General features: G+C 63.4%; 20 protein-coding genes and 2 pseudogenes. 14 read left to right on the top strand and 8 right to left on the bottom strand.

The features are described from left to right. The first annotated feature begins 94 nt into the window (after positions 1–94). Positions 95–1,075 (top strand): hypothetical protein, encoded by a 981-nt coding sequence (locus tag GGI48_RS23305; RefSeq protein WP_179600242.1) that lies wholly within the window; start codon positions 95–97, stop codon positions 1,073–1,075. A 40-nt stretch (positions 1,076–1,115) separates the two neighbouring features. On the opposite strand, the gene GGI48_RS23300 is transcribed toward GGI48_RS23305, so the two are convergent. Next, the gene (locus tag GGI48_RS23300; RefSeq protein ID WP_179600240.1) at positions 1,116–1,931 is read right to left on the bottom strand and encodes a sulfite exporter TauE/SafE family protein; all 816 of its coding nucleotides are present in this window, start codon (positions 1,929–1,931) and stop codon (positions 1,116–1,118) included. 113 nt (positions 1,932–2,044) lie between these two features. On the opposite strand from GGI48_RS23300, the gene GGI48_RS23295 reads away from it, so the two are divergent. Both GGI48_RS23295 and GGI48_RS23290 read left to right on the top strand, forming a co-directional pair. Then, a complete protein-coding gene (locus GGI48_RS23295) occupies positions 2,045–2,836 on the top strand; it encodes an AraC family transcriptional regulator (protein WP_179600238.1) in 792 nt (263 codons plus the stop codon). Between the two features lie 106 nt (positions 2,837–2,942). Continuing rightward, entirely contained in the window at positions 2,943–3,260 is a 318-nt protein-coding gene (locus tag GGI48_RS23290) for an XRE family transcriptional regulator (RefSeq protein ID WP_016968111.1), read from the top strand. Between the two features lie 99 nt (positions 3,261–3,359). Here the strand turns inward: GGI48_RS23290 and GGI48_RS23285 are convergent, their stop codons facing one another. Next, positions 3,360–4,418 carry an MBL fold metallo-hydrolase gene (locus tag GGI48_RS23285; protein ID WP_179600236.1) on the bottom strand — a complete coding sequence of 353 codons (1,059 nt, stop codon included), beginning with the start codon at positions 4,416–4,418 and terminating at the stop codon, positions 3,360–3,362. 203 nt (positions 4,419–4,621) lie between these two features. Here GGI48_RS23285 and GGI48_RS23280 point away from each other — a divergent pair, with 203 nt between their 5' ends. The 5 genes and pseudogenes from GGI48_RS23280 (at position 4,622) to GGI48_RS23265 (ending at position 8,777) form a co-directional block, all read left to right on the top strand. Further along, positions 4,622–5,230 carry a TetR/AcrR family transcriptional regulator gene (locus tag GGI48_RS23280; protein ID WP_179600234.1) on the top strand — a complete coding sequence of 203 codons (609 nt, stop codon included), beginning with the start codon at positions 4,622–4,624 and terminating at the stop codon, positions 5,228–5,230. A gap of 170 nt (positions 5,231–5,400) precedes the next feature. Continuing rightward, positions 5,401–6,471 carry a diguanylate cyclase gene (locus tag GGI48_RS23275; protein ID WP_016968114.1) on the top strand — a complete coding sequence of 357 codons (1,071 nt, stop codon included), beginning with the start codon at positions 5,401–5,403 and terminating at the stop codon, positions 6,469–6,471. A 356-nt stretch (positions 6,472–6,827) separates the two neighbouring features. After that, a pseudogene (locus GGI48_RS31640) lies at positions 6,828–7,553 on the top strand (PAS domain-containing protein); the annotation flags it as partial. A gap of 12 nt (positions 7,554–7,565) precedes the next feature. Continuing rightward, on the top strand, positions 7,566–8,147 hold the full coding sequence (locus GGI48_RS31635; RefSeq protein ID WP_409565413.1) for a methyl-accepting chemotaxis protein: 582 nt from the start codon (positions 7,566–7,568) through the stop codon (positions 8,145–8,147). Between the two features lie 90 nt (positions 8,148–8,237). Continuing rightward, the gene (locus tag GGI48_RS23265; protein ID WP_016968116.1) at positions 8,238–8,777 is read left to right on the top strand and encodes a DUF1003 domain-containing protein; all 540 of its coding nucleotides are present in this window, start codon (positions 8,238–8,240) and stop codon (positions 8,775–8,777) included. 5 nt (positions 8,778–8,782) lie between these two features. Here the strand turns inward: GGI48_RS23265 and GGI48_RS23260 are convergent, their stop codons facing one another. Continuing rightward, a complete protein-coding gene (locus tag GGI48_RS23260) occupies positions 8,783–9,751 on the bottom strand; it encodes a LysR family transcriptional regulator (RefSeq protein WP_181956998.1) in 969 nt (322 codons plus the stop codon). On the opposite strand from GGI48_RS23260, the gene GGI48_RS23255 reads away from it, so the two are divergent. Both GGI48_RS23255 and GGI48_RS23250 read left to right on the top strand, forming a co-directional pair. Beyond that, positions 9,750–10,469, top strand: coding sequence for a CTP synthase (locus GGI48_RS23255; protein ID WP_179600230.1), 720 nt, complete (start codon positions 9,750–9,752; stop codon positions 10,467–10,469). The genes GGI48_RS23260 and GGI48_RS23255 overlap by 2 nt on opposite strands. After that, positions 10,466–10,846 carry an antibiotic biosynthesis monooxygenase family protein gene (locus GGI48_RS23250; RefSeq protein WP_179600228.1) on the top strand — a complete coding sequence of 127 codons (381 nt, stop codon included), beginning with the start codon at positions 10,466–10,468 and terminating at the stop codon, positions 10,844–10,846. Before GGI48_RS23255 ends, GGI48_RS23250 begins: the two co-directional genes overlap by 4 nt. On the opposite strand, the gene GGI48_RS23245 is transcribed toward GGI48_RS23250, so the two are convergent. Then, positions 10,837–11,172 carry a DUF2025 family protein gene (locus GGI48_RS23245; protein ID WP_016968120.1) on the bottom strand — a complete coding sequence of 112 codons (336 nt, stop codon included), beginning with the start codon at positions 11,170–11,172 and terminating at the stop codon, positions 10,837–10,839. The two genes, GGI48_RS23250 and GGI48_RS23245, sit on opposite strands and share 10 nt — an antisense overlap. 245 nt (positions 11,173–11,417) lie before the next feature. On the opposite strand from GGI48_RS23245, the gene GGI48_RS23240 reads away from it, so the two are divergent. Further along, entirely contained in the window at positions 11,418–12,545 is a 1,128-nt protein-coding gene (locus GGI48_RS23240) for a glycerophosphodiester phosphodiesterase (protein WP_179600226.1), read from the top strand. Further along, positions 12,546–13,226, top strand: coding sequence for a helix-turn-helix domain-containing protein (locus GGI48_RS23235; RefSeq protein ID WP_179600224.1), 681 nt, complete (start codon positions 12,546–12,548; stop codon positions 13,224–13,226). On the opposite strand, the gene GGI48_RS23230 is transcribed toward GGI48_RS23235, so the two are convergent. Continuing rightward, positions 13,204–14,115: a sterol desaturase family protein gene (locus GGI48_RS23230; protein ID WP_016968122.1), complete on the bottom strand. Its 912-nt coding sequence runs from the start codon at positions 14,113–14,115 to the stop codon at positions 13,204–13,206. The genes GGI48_RS23235 and GGI48_RS23230 overlap by 23 nt on opposite strands. A 158-nt stretch (positions 14,116–14,273) precedes the next feature. Here GGI48_RS23230 and GGI48_RS23225 point away from each other — a divergent pair, with 158 nt between their 5' ends. After that, a complete protein-coding gene (locus GGI48_RS23225; RefSeq protein ID WP_103740075.1) occupies positions 14,274–14,591 on the top strand; it encodes a PepSY domain-containing protein in 318 nt (105 codons plus the stop codon). 71 nt (positions 14,592–14,662) lie between these two features. Here GGI48_RS23225 and GGI48_RS23220 read toward each other — a convergent pair whose 3' ends face one another. From GGI48_RS23220 to GGI48_RS31625, 3 genes and pseudogenes are all read right to left on the bottom strand, one after another. After that, on the bottom strand, positions 14,663–15,106 hold the full coding sequence (locus GGI48_RS23220; RefSeq protein WP_016968124.1) for a hypothetical protein: 444 nt from the start codon (positions 15,104–15,106) through the stop codon (positions 14,663–14,665). Positions 15,107–15,215: 109 nt separating this feature from the next. Beyond that, positions 15,216–15,920, bottom strand: coding sequence for a methyl-accepting chemotaxis protein (locus GGI48_RS31630; RefSeq protein ID WP_409283939.1), 705 nt, complete (start codon positions 15,918–15,920; stop codon positions 15,216–15,218). 228 nt (positions 15,921–16,148) lie between these two features. Further along, positions 16,149–16,259 (bottom strand): annotated as a pseudogene (locus tag GGI48_RS31625) (hypothetical protein); the annotation flags it as partial. A gap of 855 nt (positions 16,260–17,114) precedes the next feature. Between GGI48_RS31625 and GGI48_RS23210 the strand changes: the two are divergent. Next, positions 17,115–18,137 (top strand): transporter, encoded by a 1,023-nt coding sequence (locus GGI48_RS23210; RefSeq protein WP_016968126.1) that lies wholly within the window; start codon positions 17,115–17,117, stop codon positions 18,135–18,137. The last annotated feature ends 37 nt before the right edge of the window (positions 18,138–18,174 follow it).

Here is an 18,174-nt window from a genome sequence, read left to right as displayed (position 1 = left end):
GAAACAGACAGCGCAGCGGGCTCGTTAAAATGCGTGCAGGCTGCAAGACCTGCCGTTATAAAGACCCCTCCCCCGCTTAAGGATCAAAGCGCCCATGAAATTCGATACCGCCTACTGCATCAGCCTCGACGACAAATTGTCGATCTATGACGTGCGGGATCTGAATTTCGATGAAACCGTGGCTTTCGATTCCGCCCAGGAAAGCTTCCAGTGCCCCAACGATGACTGTCGCGCAGCGTTCGATGCCGCCAATCAGCTGGGCACCTTCAATGCCAAGAACGTCAATTACCTGCGCACCCCGCACTTCAAGAACCTGCCCGGCACGCTGCATATAGAAAGCTGCCCTTACCGGCTCGGCAAGGGTGCCGGCAGCCTCGAAGGCACATCAGCCGAGGATGAACGCGAGGAACACTTCCCTTCGGAACTGCTGCTGACCCGCCGCGAATACACGCGTCGACCCAGCAGCCCGACCGCGGCGACACAGACGCCCAGGGACAATCCGCCAGTGGCCTCGGCCCGCTCACAAAACCAGCGCGCCGAGGGCGACACCACTGCGGACAAGACCTGCGTCTTCGCCCACCCGGTGGAATGTTTCGTGTCGAATATCGACGACAAGGAACTGCTCAAGCGCATGCCGCTGAAAATCGGCGAGCACACCGCGTCCTACGCCTCGTTCTTCAAGAAGATCGAGTACCTGCTGGACAACAAGGGGCTGATCTACTGGGGCAAGATCAAGGAAATCAAGGACTACACCCAGAGCTTTCGCATCGATTTCGAGCAGAAGGTCTGGTTCAAGGCCGCTGACGAATCGAAGAAGAAGCCCTACTCGGTCAACGTCTACCTGAGCAAGAAGCTGATCGACAACTATCGCAAGCGCAAAGCCTTCCTCGAGGAGATCAAGAGCGCCATCGACAGCCAGCGCGATTTGTACTGTTTCTTCTACGGCGTCACCCCGACACTCAAGCAAGTACCGAGCAAGAAAAATCCCGAGGCGACCTTCGGGGTCTTCAGCGCCAACATCGAGAACCTCGACCACTTCCTGATCCGCGAAGCACCGGGGCTTCACGCACAGTAGTTTCAGACCCCGCCAGGTTCTGCCCGCAGCGATGCGTCTGTCACTTCAGGCACAGGCTGATCAGTACCAACAGCAGCAGGCCGATATACACCCGCGCATGCACCCGATCCGGGATACGGCCGATCCACGGCGTGGCCAGACGGATGCCCAGCAACGAGCCCAGGGACAATACCGAGAACGCCAGCAGATCCACATAGCCGATGAACCCGGGACCAAAATCGGATGGACTGAAGCGCGCCAAGGCCAGGTAGGTGGCGGTTCCGGCCAGGGCCACCGGGACGCTCAGGGGATTGGCCATGGAGGTGGCCTGGGTCATGCTCAGGCCGCAACGGCGTAACAGAGGTACAGTCATGACGCTGCCTCCCACCCCGAGAAAAGTCGCAATTACGCCTATTCCTACACCCCCCAATAGCGTTTCACCGCCCCCCAGGCGCCGAGCCTGAGCCTGGTTCACCTGCTCAAGAAAGCCGCGCCGCAGCAGGCAATCGGCAATGGTGATGCCCAGGTAGGCAATGAAGGCATAACGAATCACCTCGCCACTGACCCACATCGCCGCGGCCGCGCCGAACATTGCCCCCAGGGCGATGTAAGCGCCCAGGGGCCACAGGTAATGGCGGACCAGAGTACCGGCCCGCTGATGCCGCCAGCTGGCCACCAGAGCATTGACGATCATCACGCAGGTCGAAGTGGCCACAGCGATATGCATGGCCGAATGCCCCGCCGCCGAGTCGGCGCCCTGGCTGCTCAACAGCATCCAGTACAACAGCGGCACCACCACAAAACCGCCGCCGAAGCCGAACAGCACCGCGCTGACGCCAGTCATGCAACCAAAAACTGCCAGCAGTAGATAGAACATCGAGCCGCATCCGTCTGGGAGAGAAGCTGCGGACAATAGAAGATCGAGCCCTGGCCAACTTCAGCAGGTCAGCCAATAATGTTTGCGTTTACGCCAGCCAGGAACCTCGTCGCATGCGCAATATCTCCATCGACTCACTGGACCAAACCCCGCGTCCGGTCGTGGCCATCGGCACCGACTATGCCGACGGCCAGCTCCTGCCGCGTCACAGTCATCGCCGGACGCAACTGCTGTATGGCGCCACCGGAGTGATGCAGGTGAGCACCGCCCAGGGGAACTGGGTGGTGCCGCCGCAGCGGGCGGTGTGGATTCCACCAGGGGTAGAACATGAAGTACTGATGCTTGGGGTCAGCACTCGCAGCCTTTATATAGAACCTGGCGCCGCGCCCCTGGACAGCCACGACTGTCGGGTCGTCGGCATCTCGCCACTGCTGCGCCAACTGCTGCTGGAGGCCGTGGACATGCCCCTGGAATACGATCAGCACGGGCGTGACGGGTTGCTGGTCGGCCTGCTGCTGCACGAAATCCAGCGCTGCCCTCGCTTACCGCTGCACATTCCCTTGCCGGCCAATGGCCCACTGCTGGAATTGTGCCGGGCTTTTCTCGCTCACCCCAATGTCCATCAATCTCCCCAGCAGTGGGCTGACCGACTGCATATCAGCCTGCGCACCTTCAACCGCTGGTTTCGCCAAGAGACCGACATGAGCTTCGTGCAGTGGCGCCAACGGGCCTGCGTCATTCAGGCCCTGGCACGGTTGGCGAGCGCCGAACCGGTAACCCGGATTGCGCTGGACCTTGGCTATGACAGCCCCGGGGCGTTCTCCACCATGTTCCGCCGGGTACTGGGGCAATCCCCCAGCACCTACCTGACTCAGCAGGCTGCGTTGCCAGGTAAAACCTTGTGACCAAAGGCTCGGGGGTTGGCAGAAATTGAGTTTGATCAGTCAGCAAAACAACTGTACAAATAACCAGTATCAAGCCAACACACTGCCTAACCTCCCGGAGAAAACCATGGCCTCTGTAGCGATGAAAATAACCCTGGAACGTATCGCCCTTTATCAGTTCACTCCGCAGCACTGTGCCCAGGCCCGCGACATGCTGGGTTGGGACATGGACCGACTGTCCCGTGAGTCCAGCGTCTCGGTGCAAGCCATTCAGCGCTTTGAGGCCGGCTACGAGGTGCGTGATGTCACTCGGCTGGCCCTGGCGTTCTGCCTTGAAGCACAAGGCCTGGTGTTCTTCCCCGGCTTCACCCCTGGTCGCGGCATGAACATCCGCGGAGCAACCCCCAATCCGATGGAGCGCCCCGACTACGCCATGATCGAATGATCCACGGCCCGGGACAGCTACCGACACCGCGCCGGCACTCGCCACCGAGTCCAAAGCAGATGAATCAGGAAACTGGCCACCCTCGTGGCCAGTCCTGGTTCACGCGGACTCGATGCCCATCGGCTCCGGAACGCCATCCACCTCCAGCCACCAGGCGGCGCCCCGCTGAGGTTGCGCCAGGCTGAAGGCTTCGCCCATCTGTGGCGTGGTGATGTGGATGCTGCGTTCCCAGGCCAGGGCCAGGATACGGTCGAAGGGTTCGTGCCAGGCATGCATGGCCAGGTCGAAGGTGCCGTTATGGATCGGCAGCAGCCAACGGCCACGCAGATCGATATGGGCCTGCAGGGTTTGCTCCGGCTGCATGTGCACGTGGGGCCATTCGACGTTGTAGGCCCCAGTTTCCATCAGCGTCAGGTCGAAGGGACCGTACTGCTGGCCAATGCGCTTGAAGCCGTCGAAGTAGCCCGTATCACCGCTGAAGAAGATCCGCGTCGGCCCATCGATCATCACCCAGGAGGCCCACAGGGTCCGGTTGCCGTCGAACAGGCCACGACCGGAAAAATGCTGCGACGGCGTGGCGACAAAACGGATGCCCTCGACGTCGCACCCCTGCCACCAATCCAACTGCCGGACCTTGGTCGCCGGTACGCCCCATTTGATCAGGGTGTCGCCTACGCCCAGCGGGGTCAGAAAGTGTCGGGTCTTGTCGGCCAGGGTCAGCACCGTCTGGTGGTCCAGGTGGTCGTAATGATCGTGGGACAGAATCACCGCCTCGATCTCCGGCAGCGCCTCCAGGCTGATGGGCGGTTGATGAAAGCGCTTCGGCCCGGCCCATTGCACCGGCGAGGCCCGCTCGGCAAACACCGGGTCGGTGATCCAGAACTTGTCGCGCATCTTCAGCAGCACAGTGGAGTGCCCCAGGCGAAACACGCTGTGATTGGGCGCTGCCAGCAATTGCTCAGGGGTCAACGGCTGTACCGGAATCGCCCCGGCCGGGCGGGTATTGCGCGGTTTGTGGAACAGCATGTTCCAGAAGATCTGCAGGGTTTTGCCGAAGCCGGCACGTCGCACCGGTGCATGGTTGCGAAAGGCGCCCTGCTCCTGACGAGAAGTTGGCTGACCAGAAGCGCGGATCAGGCTGGACGAGACATTGGCCATGATTGAAAGGACTCCGTGGAACGCGGCAAGGTTCCGAGGTGGCTCTACGGGACGATCTACTGGCCAAGGCACGCAAGCATCAGCCGCCAATCATCGTTCTGAAGGAGAACTACACTACACAGTGTAGTTTCTACATTGCAACAGGATTAAGACGAAGTAGACTGCCGATTGATTTAGCCGCCCACCCTGATCGAACCCAACTTATGACAGCTCCGAAGCGCCTCACCGACCTTAAACGCAATGCCATCATCCAGGCGGCGATCAGCGAATTCCGCGCCAGCGGCTTCGACATCACCAGCATGGACAAGATTGCCGCCACGGCCGGAGTATCCAAGCGCACGGTGTACAACCACTTTCCGAGCAAGGAAGAGTTGTTCGCCGAGATCCTGCACAAGCTCTGGGCCAGTATCAGCGCCCAAGCGGAAGTCGCCTACCGCCCCGACCGGCCCCTGCGCGAGCAACTGCAAACCCTGTTGCGGGCCAAGCTGCAACTGCTGGCCGACGACAACTTCCTGGACCTGGCCCGAGTGGCCATTGCTGCCGCCATCCATTCCCCGGAGCGGGCTCAGGACATGGTGGCGCGGCTCGGTGAACGGGAGGAAGGCCTGACCCTGTGGATTCGTAGCGCCCTGGCCGACGGTCGCCTCAAGCCGCTGGACCCGGAGTTCGCAGCCCAGCAGGTGCACGGGCTGCTCAAGAGCTTCGCTTTCTGGCCGCAGATCACCCTGGGCCAACCGCCCCTGACAGCGGACATGCAGACCCGGGTCATCGAATCGGCACTGGACATGTTTCTCAGCCACTACCAGGCCTGATTCAGGTCGACCTAGCAGCATGCCCTGCCCCGGCCACCGTGAAATGGCTTCGAAGGACACTGATTATTCCTAGTGGAATAAATGACAATATTCACCAGACTGATCCGATAAACGGCAATGCCGCAAAAACACCACACGGTGTTTCAGTGCAAAATCTGGTGCAGGAATTTATGGAAAACCAACGCGGCAAAGGGCTGTCATTTGCCCGACGCATCTATTGGCCAAGGATCATCGGCCTGGGCATCGGTGGCATCAGTGTCCTCGCGGCACTCGCCCCCCTGGCGCTGCCCGACTGGATATGGGCCCTGCTGTTGTTCAACGGCCTGATCTGGCCCCACCTGGCCTATCAACTGTCCGCCCGTTCGGCGTTTCCCTACCGGGCAGAGCGGCGCAATCTGCTGTATGACTCGCTGCTCGGCGGTTTCTGGGCAGCGACCATGCAGTTCAACCCACTGCCGGCGGTAACCATCCTCTCGATGATGGCCATGAACAACGTGGCTGCTGGTGGCCTGCGCCTGTTCATTCGCGGCAGCCTGGCCCAGTGCACCGGGGTGCTGCTGTCCTGGGCCCTGTTCGGGGCCCACTTCACCGCAATTATCAGCCCGCTGCAGATCTACGCCTGCCTGCCGATGCTGACCCTCTATCCCCTGGCTGTAGGAATGGTCTGCTATCGCCTGGCGATCAAACTGTCCGAACACAAGCGCGCCCTGAGCGCCCTGAGTCGTACCGACAGCCTCACCGGCCTGCTCAACCACGGTTCCTGGAAGGACCTGCTGCACATCAAGTTCCACAAGTGCCGACAGCAGCAGATGCAAGCCTGCATCGCCCTGATCGACATCGACCACTTCAAGGCGATCAACGACACCTACGGCCACATCGTTGGCGATACCGTCCTGCGTCACTTGAGCAACGAACTGCGACGCAACCTGCGCCACGACGACCTCGCCGGTCGCTACGGTGGCGACGAGTTCTGCGTGATCCTGCCGCGCATGAGCCCGCAGCAGGCACTCGATATCATGGAACGCCTGCGCCGGGTCTTCAGCCAGTACCGGCACCCGCAAGTGAGCGAACTGAATGTCAGCCTGAGTATTGGCCTGGCCGCATTCGACGCGGGTTTCGAGGATCCGGCCACCTGGCTCAATGCCGCGGACCAAGCCCTGTACCAGGCGAAAAAAACCGGACGCAACCGGATAGCCAGCAACGATGCCAACGGCTATGCGCCACAAACGCAATTGGCATAAAATCCAAAAAACTTATACAAAAAGGGAGTAAAAAATATTTTTGTACAAGTTTATTTGGATTTATCCAGGCAATTGCCATCATAATGCCGCCACTTCGCAGTAACGAGTGCCCTCAACCGCAACCGCCGCCACCGAAGCCAATCAATCCAACTAAATCGATTCGCAGCCGCTACGTCTCCCTTGACGCGGCCACCGACACGCGCACGAAACGTGACCCGTTGCATCACTGCGAACGTATCTGTCAGTCATGGAACGCTGACATTGAGCAGATAATGCCGAGCGCCGGGGAGCATTCGGCGTACCGGCGCACTCAATAGGGATCGACGCAACGTTTCTCCCACAGAGCACCTGCCCACATGCTATTCAACCGCCACAACAAGACCATCGACTCCCTGAACCGCACCGTGGCCGAACAATCGAGCCTGCTGGAGGCCATCGAGCGCTCCATGGCGGTGATCGAGTTCGATCTGCAAGGCTGCGTATTGCGTGCCAACCAAAACTTCCTCAAGACCCTGGGCTATCGCGAAGACCAGGTAATCGGCCAGCCTCACCGCCTGTTCTGTACCCCGGAATACGCCCGCAGCAGCGACTACCAGCAATGGTGGGCGCGCCTCAGAGAAGGTCAGTTCCAGTCCGGAACCTTTGAACGAATCGGCAGCGCCGGGCAGAGCCTGTGGCTGGAGGCCAGCTACAACCCGATCCGCGACGCCTCGGGCGCGGTGTACAAAGTGGTCAAGTACGCCCTGGATGTCACCGCCCGGATCCAGGAAGAGACTGAAGCACGCAACAAGCTGGATGCCATCGACCGGGCCATGGCAGTGATCGAATTCAACCTCGATGGCAGCATCATCAACGCCAACGCCAACTTCCTCAGCCGCATGGGCTACAGCCTGGCGCAGGTCCAGGGCAAGCATCACCGGATGTTCTGCAAGCCCGAACTGGTCAACAGCAGCGCCTACCAGGACTTCTGGAATCGCCTGAACAAGGGCGAATTCTTCAACGGCCGTTTCGAACGGATCGACAAGCACGGCCGCACGCTGTGGCTGGAAGCCAACTACAACCCGGTCTACGACGCCAGCGGACGCCTGTGCAAAGTGGTCAAGTACGCCGCCGACGTTACCCAGCAAGTGGAGAAACACGAGCAGGACGCCCACAGCGCGAGCCAGGCGTATCACATCTCGGTGCAGACCCGCAAAGTCGCCGAGCAAGGCACCGACGTGATCCAGCAGGCCGCCAGTGAAATGCGCCAGATCGCCCATAACATCGAGGACTCTTCAACCCTGATCGCCCGCCTGGGCGAACGTTCCGAGCAGATTACCGCCATCGTCAACACCATCCGCGGGATTGCCGACCAGACCAACCTGCTGGCCCTCAATGCCGCCATCGAGGCCGCTCGGGCCGGAGAACAGGGTCGCGGCTTTGCCGTGGTGGCCGATGAGGTTCGCCAGCTGGCGGCGCGCACCAGCGGCTCGACCGCGGAAATCGCCAGCATGATCGACATGATCCAGAACGAAACCCTGCAAGCCATCAAGAGCATGGACGGCACCCGGGAACGGGCGGCCAAGGGCGTGCAACTGGCGGATCAGGCCGGCACCGCGATCCTGCAGATTCGCGATGGCGCCAGTGACGCGGTGCAAGCGGTGAGCATGTTCGCCAACGAACGCGATGCGTTGTGAGGGCAGGTGTTCCCGGCGTCGATAATGACGTCGGGGCACAGCCTTGAAGACTATAGTGGCCTCACGTCCCAGAGCCTGGCGGAGGCCATCATGAGTTCCAGCGACACGCCGAAGAAAACCACCCCGGTCCCCGATCACCTGCGCTTTCACCGCGCCCACGCGCACCTGGCCCCCACCTTCGGCAACGATGCCTTCGCCTTGAAGGCCGAGGCCTTTGCCCGCTTCTTCGGCACCCCGACCTTTCTCGGGGCACAAACCCTGATCGTGGTGATCTGGATCGCCCTCAACCTCAGCGGCGTCACGCAGTTCGACGTCTACCCCTTCATCCTTCTGAACCTGGCCTTCAGCCTGCAGGCGGCCTATGCCGCGCCACTGATCCTGCTGGCCCAGACCCGCCAGGCCGCCCGCGACAAGGCCCAGTCCGACGCCGACGCCCAGCACCGCGAAGCCCTGGCCATCGCCAACAGCGAACGCCAGGCCCAGGCCGAGCAAACCACCGGGCAGTTGCTGGCACTGCTGGAGCAGAACACCCGCCTCACGGAAATGACCAAGCAACTGAGCGAACGCATCGAGAACCTCACCAGCGAGATGCACGCGCACTTTGTCGGCAAGGAGCCGCCGGCCGCCTGAGGTGTTCAGGACCTGCGCAGATGACGCCCCAGCTCATCGAACAGCGTCACCACCGAACGCAGGGCCCGACAGTCCGGGCGGGTCAGCAGCCACAAGGCGGTTTGATGCTCCAGGGGTTCGCCCAGCGCCTCCAGGTCGCCACCGCCCATGACAAAGTCCGGCAAGGCCGCCACCCCCAGGCCGGCCCGCACCAGCTCGGTCGCCGCCAGCATGCTGTTGCAGCGATAACTGGGTTGCACACCGGGCCACTGCTGACGGCGCCAAACCACCGTGGGGTGGTCCGGCAGAAAGTCATCCGGGGCAATCCAGGCCACTCGCGCCAGATCGGTGCAATCGACCCGCTGCCGGTACGCCGGGCTGGTGCACACCCGATACGTCACCGCCCCCAGGCAGCGCCCCACCAGATGCTGCGCAGGCGTCGCGGTGAGGCGCACGGCGATGTCCGCATCGCGGCGGTTGAGGTTGGCGAAATCATTCGAGGTGCACAGTTCGATGACCAGCGCCGGGTACTTGGGCATGAACTGCGCCAGGGCCGGCAGCAACAGGCCCTGCAACACCGAGTCGGTACAGGTCAGGCGCACCGTGCCGCTGATCACCTCGCCGCCCTGGGCCACACCGATCCGCGCCGCCTCCAGGGCCTGTTCCGCCTGTTCCGCCTGCCGCGCCAGGGCCTGGGCCAGGCTGGTGGGCAGGTAGCCGGCACGGCTCTTGTCGAACAGTTGCTGACCGAGCCCGGCTTCCAGGCGACGCACGGCACGAAACACCGTAGAAACATCCACCTTGAGCAGGGCCGCGGCACGGGCCAGGGAGCCGCCACGGACCAGGGCCAGGACCAGCGACAGATCGGGGTATTCCAGCTGATAGTGCGCTGCTGCATTGATCACTTGGGTAAACGCCAATATTGATTGCGTGGACGCCAATCTATAGTGGCCCCAGGCAATCGACAAGCCAGCCCCCTGACCGGAGAAGCCCATGCAAGCACCCGCCTCGCCACCCACCCTGCGCATTGCCCTGGTGGGGGATCACGACCCACAGATCACCGCGCACCAGGCCATTCCCCTGGCCCTGGCTCGGGCCGCAGCCGACGCCGCCATCACCCTCGACGTGCAATGGCTGGCCACTCCTGAGTTGACCGACGAGCAGCGGCTGCAAGGCTTCGACGCCATCTGGTGCGTGCCCGGCAGCCCGTACCTGAATATCCATGGCGCGCTGCTGGCGATCCGCGTGGCCCGGGAGCAACGGCGCCCCTTCCTCGGCACCTGCGGCGGCTTTCAGCATGCGGTCCTGGAGTACGCGCGTAACGTGCTGGGCTGGGCCGATGCCGAACACGGCGAAATCGCCCCCGATGCCCAGCGCGCACTGCTCACCCCCTTGAGCTGCGCCCTGGTGGAGACCCGGAAGGGCATCGAACTGCAAGACGGCAGTCGGATCGCCGAGGCCTATGGCACCCAACGCATCGAGGAAGGCTATCGCTGCCGCTACGGCGTCAATCCGGACTTTGCCGGGCCCCTGCTCGCTGGCGCCCTGCGCGCCAGCGGCCATGACCGCCTGGGGGACCTGCGCGCCGTGGAGCTCGACGATCATCCATTTTTCGTCGCCACCCTGTTCCAGCCCGAGCGCGCGGCTCTCAAGGGCCAGACCCCGCCCCTGGTCCGCGCCCTGCTCAATGCCTGCCTGGAGGCCCGAGGATGATCGGCCAGACACCCGCCCCGCCCTACTACGCGGTGATCTTCAGCTCCCAACGCGGCGCCGCAGACCCCGACTACGATCAGGCCGCCGAGCGCATGCTGCAACTGGCGCGTCGGCAACCGGGTTTTCTCGGGGTCGAATCGGCCCGGGGCGCGGACGGTTTCGGCATCACCGTGTCCTACTGGAACAGTGAGGCGGCCATCCTGGCGTGGAAGCACCACGCCGAACACAGCGCCATCCGCGAGCGCGGACGCAACGACTGGTACCAGTACGCTCATACCCGGGTCGGCAAGGTCGAACGGGCCTACGCTGTGCGCCCTCAAGCACAGGCCCGAACCGCGGTCCACAGCGGTCCAGGCCTGCCGCCGGATCAATCCTGAGCCGTCGGCAACAGGCTGCGCACGGCCTGGATTTCCGGCAGATCGCTACGGCGCATATAGACCCGTAGCGGTTCACTGATGTTGATCCGGTCGTCGATGTTCTGGTCCAGCAACAACTGGATCTGCTCGCGTTTCAGACTCATGGCCTGATCGGACACCGGCGCCCAGACAAATTCGCTGGCCGGCACTATGGCGTCGTCGGCCACATCCATGCCGAAGGAGTCTTCGCTGAAACGCACGATGTAACGCCCGGTCTTGCGATTGAAACCGACAAAACCCTTGAGCTGGTCGGCGGCCTGGCAGATGAGTTCAGAGGTGATGCTCATGGTAAACCTCACGGTAAGTCCCGCAGGACTGGGTGATCGATGGTCTACACGCGAGGCAAGGAAAGGACTGTGTTGAGGCTTCCCTCTGCTGGGGAAACTGCGCGCCCAAGAGTACTGCAAAGCGCCGGAAAAAACCCTGACTGATGCGCATGAGAAGGATTTATATCGCCCGGGAGATAGCACAAGCGTCATTGTGTTGCTAAAAGATAGGTCCTTGTCCCCGCCTCCACGAAAGGATTTCGAGCATGCCTGCGACCTTCACTCCTTGCGCCCTGATGTTGGGCCTGATGCTCGGTTGCGGCCTGGCCCAGGCCGCTGAACAGTCGGATCCGAATGCCCTGGCGGCGCGCCTGGGCATCCCCCAGCCAGCGGTGATCGCCCACCGTGGCGCCTCGTTCGATGCCCCCGAGTCCACGGCGGCGGCCTACCGCCTGGCCCGGGATCTGGGGGCGGACTATCTGGAGCTGGACCTGCAGCGCAGCAAGGACGGCGTGCTCTTCGCCCTGCACGACAACAACCTGCTACGCACCACCGACGTGGCGCAGAAATTCCCCGAGCGCAAGGACAGCCCGCCCAATGCCTTCACCCTGGCCGAGCTCAAAAGCCTCGACGCCGGCAGCTGGTTCAACCAGGCCCACCCGGATCGCGCCCGGCCGGGCTTTGCCGGCCTGAAGATCCTGACCCTGGACGAGATCATCGACATCGCCCAAGGCAGCGCGCAGCACAAACCCGGGCTGTACATCGAAACCAAGGAGCCGCAGCTGTTCCCCGGCATCGAGCACGAACTCAAGGAAAAGCTCCAGGATCGCGGCTGGCTGAGCCCGGCGGGCTCCAAGCTGGCCAAGAGCGAGCTGGCCGTGGGCCAGGGCCAAGGCAAGGTGGTGCTGCAGACCTTCGACAAGCACAGCCTGCAACTGCTGCACAAGGAAATGCCCCAGGTGCCCAAGGTGCTGTTGCTGTGGGTCGGGGCCGGCAGCATCGAACCGGCGTCCAGCGTGACCTTCGCCGACAGCGGCGAAACCGACAAGGCGGCCTACTACGCCAAGCAGCAACCCAAGGACCCGGGCGAATTCAAGCGCTGGATCGACTACGCCAAGGCCCAGGGCGCCATTGGCACCGGTCCCTCCACGGCCCTGACGGCGGGCGGCGAGCAAAGCTACGCGGATCTGGTGCAACCCTGGATGAATCAGTACACCCACGATCAGGGCCTGCTGGTGCACGCCTACACCCTCGATGAACCGGTGGACTTCAAGAAAGCCATGGACGCCGGGGTCGACGGTATCTTCACCAACCGCAGCGCCGAGCTGCTCAAGTACTTCAAGCGTCCGGCCAACGCCAGCGTGACCCAACTGCTGGAGGCCAGCGGTTACTGAATGTCGGTCTTGCACTGGAGCGGCGAGCTCTGGCTGGGGCGTGACTTCGGCCTGATTCAAGGCGCCATGGGGCGCACCGCGCCCCATGCCCACTACGCCCATCAGTTGATCATCGCCCCCGAGCAACCGGTGACGCTGGAGCTCGACGGCATGCCCCACAGCGGGCACTTCCTGGTGATCCAGGCCCTGCAGCGGCATGCCATTGTGCAGGCGCCCAGCAACGCCTTCACGGTCTATGCCGAGCCGTTGTCGATTGCGGCCGCAGACCTGCTGGCCTGTGTCCACAAGGTGCGTCCCTCGTTGCCCACGCTTGAGGCGGCGCTGCGCGCCTGCCCGCGCCAGCCCCTGGCCGACCGGCGTGTGGCGCGGGCCCTGCAGGCCCTGGATGCCGCGCTCGCAGGCAGGGTGGTGGCGACGCAACTGGCGGCCCAGGCCCACGTCTCCCTGAGCCAGCTGGAGCGCCTGTTTGCCCGCGATGTCGGCTTGCCGGTGCGGCGCCTGGTGCTCTGGCGGCGTCTGCGCCTGGCCATGGCCCTGCTGCTCGACGGCCAACCCGTGGCCCAGGCCGCCCATGGCGCCGGCTTTGCCGACAGCGCGCACTTCTCCCGCACCCTGAAAGCGCTGTTCGGAGTCACCGCCGGTCAGGCCCTGAAAACCCTCAGGCCTCGCCTGCTGGATTGACCGACCGCCGCAACGCGGCAGGCACCTTGGGCTCGACCGCATAACGCTGGACCTTGAACGGCTCCAGCAACTGCGGCCAATACGCCAGCGGGTAGTCGGGCCTACTGCCAATACCCAGATCGCCCTGGCGCATCGAGTAGTCGTCGCGATAGAACCCGGTGCCCAACAGCCCGTCCCAGAGGTTGAAGAACAGCCCGAAATTCACATCGCCGGCGCGGCCATACTTCATATGGTGAAAGCGATGCACCGGAGCCCAGGCAAACACCCGCCGCAGCGGCCCCATGCGCATATCGACGTTGGAATGCTGCAACAGCAAGGCAATGCCGATGGCCAGGGCCAGCAGCTGCGCCACCGGCAGCGGAATGCCCAGCAGCACCAGCGGCAGCAACCCCGCCGAGGCCTCCAGCATCTGGTGCAGAGGGTGCTTGAGCAGACCGTTGAAACCGTACAGGCGCTGCACGCTGTGGTGCACCGCATGCAGGCGCCAGAGCCAGGCCCAGCGATGACTGGCGTAATGGGCCAGGCTGATCCCGCCATCGGCGATCACTATCGCCAGCAGCAACTGCCCCCAGAGCGGCCAGTCCCGGGGCCACAGGCCATCGCAGCCCAGCCATGCCACCCACCCCGGCAAGGCCAGCAACCCCAGGGCATTCAGGCTTTCATTGACCAGTGCGTGCAAGCCATCGCGCAACCGGTCGCCCTGAGAGCGGTTCCAGGCCGGCTCGTAAGGCAATGCCCATTCCGCCAGGAACGACACCAGCAGCGCCCCGGCGAACAGCACCAGCAAACCCAGCGCAGACGCCTGCCCGTCACCCATCCAATACACCCCGCCGGCGATGAATCCGCCCAGCATCAAGGGGCCATACAACCATGCCAGCATGCGTTTCATTCAAGGTGTCTCCTTAACAAGGGAGAAACCAGCTTGCCGGTGTCGCCCGGCCCCCGGCTTGAACAAACGACGCAAACACTGCGCTGAATTAAGGGTGAATTAAGTTGCACTGGCTAACCTGTGCCCATCGAAAGCCATCACGCCAAGGAATCAACACCATGAACCAGTTCTCTGCCCTGTTCGCCGCTGCCGCCCTGACCCTGACCGCCGGCCTGGCCCAGGCCGATGTCCGCCCGGACCTGATCCCGGGCCTGCTCAAGTCCGGCGCCATCATGGACCTGGAAAAACTCAACCAGGCCGCCCTGGCCCAGCACCCCGGCACCACCGCCGCCAGCATCACCGACACCGAGCTGGAACAGACCGCCACCGGCGCCTACGTCTACCAGGTGGAACTGCGCGACAGCAAAGGCATCGAGTGGGACGTGGACCTGGACGCCAAGACCGGCCAGGTCCTGAGCAACAAGCAAGATCACTAACCCGCCATACGGCACAAGGCCGCGCCCCGTTTCGGGAGCGCGGCCTTGTGCCATGGGGCATGAAAAAACAATCAGGCCGTGGTGCTGAGCAGCGACCCCGAAGCACCGCTCTCCGACTCCTGCAACGCCTGCAGCAGGGCCGCCGTCGCGGTTTGCAGGGAGGCGCTGGTGGTGGCCACCTGAGCCTGGGCCGCCGCCACCGCCGCTGCCTTGGCGTCGGCACTGTCCTGGCTGTTCTGCGCCGCTTGCAGCTGCTGTTGCTGCTCCTGCAACTGCTTTTGCAGCTCCGCGATCTGCTTGCGCAGCTCCTTCACCGTATCGCTGCTGGAATCTTCGCTGCTGGTGCTGTCCCCGCCCGCCGCGGCACCGCCCGCAGCCGGCGCCTTGTCGGCAGCGCCGACGTCGGTGGCGCTGCCGGTAGTGGTGGCGCTGCTGTCGCTGGCGCTGGCGTCAATCCGGGTCTTGCTCGGGGTGACCGGGGTCTGGCTGATGGAAATCGACGTGATGCTGACCATGGCGTGCGTCCTGGTTCGGGAAAGATAACCGGTCATCGACACCGCCCACCGCCACTTGAGAGTGATCGTGTATCGGCCTGGTAAGCCGGCCGATACAGGATGACCGGCGTCAGGCACTCAGACGCGAGGTGACCTCGTTCAACTGACCCGACAGACCATGCAGGTCACGGCTCGCCGCCTCGGTGCGCTGGACATTGTCGAGATTGGTACTGGCAATCGAGGTGATCTCGGTGAGGTTGCGCGAGATGTCCTCGGCCACCGAGGTCTGCTCCTCGGCGGCGGTGGCGATCTGCCGGTTCATGTCGCGGATTGCCTCCACGGCCTGGGTGATGCGTTCGAGCATGGCCCCGGCCTCGGTCACTTGCTGCACACTCTGCTCGCTGCGGGACTGGCCGCTCTCGATGGCCTGGGCCGCGTCCACCGCGCCGGTCTGCACGCTGTGGATGATCTGGTTGATCTCGATGATCGACGCCGCGGTGCGTTGCGCCAGGCTGCGCACTTCGTCGGCGACCACGGCGAATCCACGCCCGGCCTCACCGGCCCGGGCCGCTTCGATGGCGGCATTGAGCGCCAGCAGATTGGTCTGCTCGGCAATCCCCTGGATCACTTCCAGCACCTTGCCGATACGCCCGCTGTCGGCTTCCAGGCGACGGATCACCGTCGCGGTGTTGGCGATCTCGCTGCGCATCTGGGTGATGCTGTGGATGGTGCTCTGCATCACCTGCTCGCCCTGCTGCGCCGACTGGTCGGCATCATCCGCGGCGCGCGCGGCGTCGGCGGCGTGGCGCGCCACTTCCTGGGCAGTGGCGGACATTTCGTTCATCGCCGTGGCCACCTGATCGGTGCGGCTGAACTGTTCGTTGGTGCCCTGGGACATCAGCGTGGCGATGGCGTTGAGCTCGCCGCTGGAGCTGTCCAGGTCCGAGGCGCTGCGCTGCAGGCTGCTGAAGGTCTGAGCCAGGAAGTCGCGCAGGGTGTTGGCGGCGGCCGCCAGCTTGCCCAACTCGTCCTGACGCTCGCTGGCCACGCGCTCGGCGAACTGGCCACGGCTGAGCTGGGCCACGTAGTCGATCAATTGGCGAATCGGCTGGACCAGGCTGCGGTTGACCAGCCACAGGCTGAGCAGGCCGATCAGCAGACCCGAGCCCAGCATCACCAGAATGCCCAGCCACACCGTGCGGTCGGCGGCGGCGCTGATGTCCCGCGACTGCTGCTCACCATGCTTGCGCAATTGGGTTACCAACTCGCTCATCTGCTCGCTGGCGGCGCGGTCCACGCCCTTGACCGCGGCGTCCCCGGCACTCGGATCAGCACCACCGGCCACGAAGGCATCGCGGCCTTTCTGGTAGGCCGCACCCAACTGCCGGTGCTCATCCGCCAAGCGCTGTACCCGGCTCTTGAGGGCCGAATCCAGACCAGGAGTCTGGGCCAATTGGCCGAGAATGTTCTGCACATCCCGCTGACGATCTTCGAACTGCTGCCAGTACTTGTTCAGTTCCTGGGGCTGCTTGCCCCGCAGCAGCACGTTCTTCCATTCCTGCACCTGGCTCTTGAACTGCAGGTTGGCCTCGTCGATCAGCTGCGAACTGCGCAGCGGGCCGTCGATCAGCTCGCGGTAGCTCTGCACGCCACCGGACAGCAATTGAAAACACGCCAGGGCGATCAACAGCATCGCAATCAGGCTACCGCTCAGCAGGGCAAGAATTTGCGCTCTCAGGGATTTTTGCAAAAACATCGAGAAGATCTCATGACAGGGATAGAGCAGGCCCACCAAGGGCATGCGTAGGTCCGAACTTCCCTGTCAGGCACATTCAAAGCGGGTCGAATGCGTATTGCATGTGAGCGTGATCGGCATGCGCAATCCATTCTTGAGCGCTGCCGACCACCGGTATGGCGCCGCGGATTGTGCACGTTGAAACGTCACAAAACTGTCAAAAAGCCTTGCCATGATAGGGCCCAAGTGAACCTGTGAAATCCGCGCCAGGCACTGTCCCTCCTGCGAGACCCCATGAACCACAGCCTCGACCAGAGTCACCGCGATTCCGATCTGTTTGGCCTGCTCTACGGTTTCAGCTTTCGCCCCGGCGAACGCGGTCATGAACTGGATTCGGCCAAGGCCCTGCAAGCCCTGCAACACCCCCAGGACAGCGATGAATTCCTCTGGCTGCACCTGAACCTGGCCCACGCCGCCTGCGAGCGCTGGATGAAGGCCCACCTGCAACTGCCCGAGGAGTTCTTCGAAGCCCTGCACGAAGGCTCGCGCTCGACCCGCATCGAACATGTCGACTCGGCCCTGCTGGCGGTGGTCAACGACGTGGTGTTCAACTTCAGCAGCATGGTGTCCTCGGACATCTCCACCCTGTGGGTCTGCGTGCGCAGCAACCTGATCATCAGCGCGCGCCTGCAACCCCTGCACTCGGTGGACAAGCTGCGCTCCTCGGTCAAGGCCGGCGAACGCTTTCGCTCGCCCCTGGAACTGCTGGTGCACCTGCTGCGCGACCAGGGCGAGGTGCTGACCCAGATCGTGCGCAAGACCAGCCTCAGCGTCGACCAGATCGAAGACCAGCTCCTGGCCGCCCGGGTTTCCAGCAACCGCGCCGAACTGGGGGCCATGCGCCGGGTGCTGGTGCGCCTGCAACGCCTGCTGGCCCTGGAGCCGGGCTCCCTGCTGCGCCTGCTCAACCGCCCGCCGCAGTGGCTGCAGAAGGAAGACGTCAAGGAACTGCGCAAATCCACCGAAGAGTTCGCCCTGATCATCAACGACCTCACGGCCCTCGGGGAGCGGATCAAACTGCTGCAGGAAGAGATCGCCGCCAACCTCAACGAACAGACCAACCGCACCCTGTTCACCCTGACGGTGGTCACGGTGCTGGCGCTGCCGATCAACATTATTGCCGGTTTTTTCGGCATGAACGTCGGCGGCATTCCGTTTTCCGGCGACCCGGAGGGTTTCTGGATCCTGGTGGCGCTGGTGGCCACCTTCACCCTGATCGCCGGGCGCTGGGCCTTCCGCAAACGCCAGGACTACTGAGCACGACGACGGCGCGGGCTGGATCGGATCAACGGAA

Source organism: Pseudomonas protegens, assembly GCF_013407925.2.
Classification (GTDB): domain Bacteria; phylum Pseudomonadota; class Gammaproteobacteria; order Pseudomonadales; family Pseudomonadaceae; genus Aquipseudomonas; species Aquipseudomonas fluorescens_AP.
The sequence above is the reverse complement of the archived record's forward strand: the minus strand, read 5'-3'. Positions and strand labels throughout refer to the sequence as shown.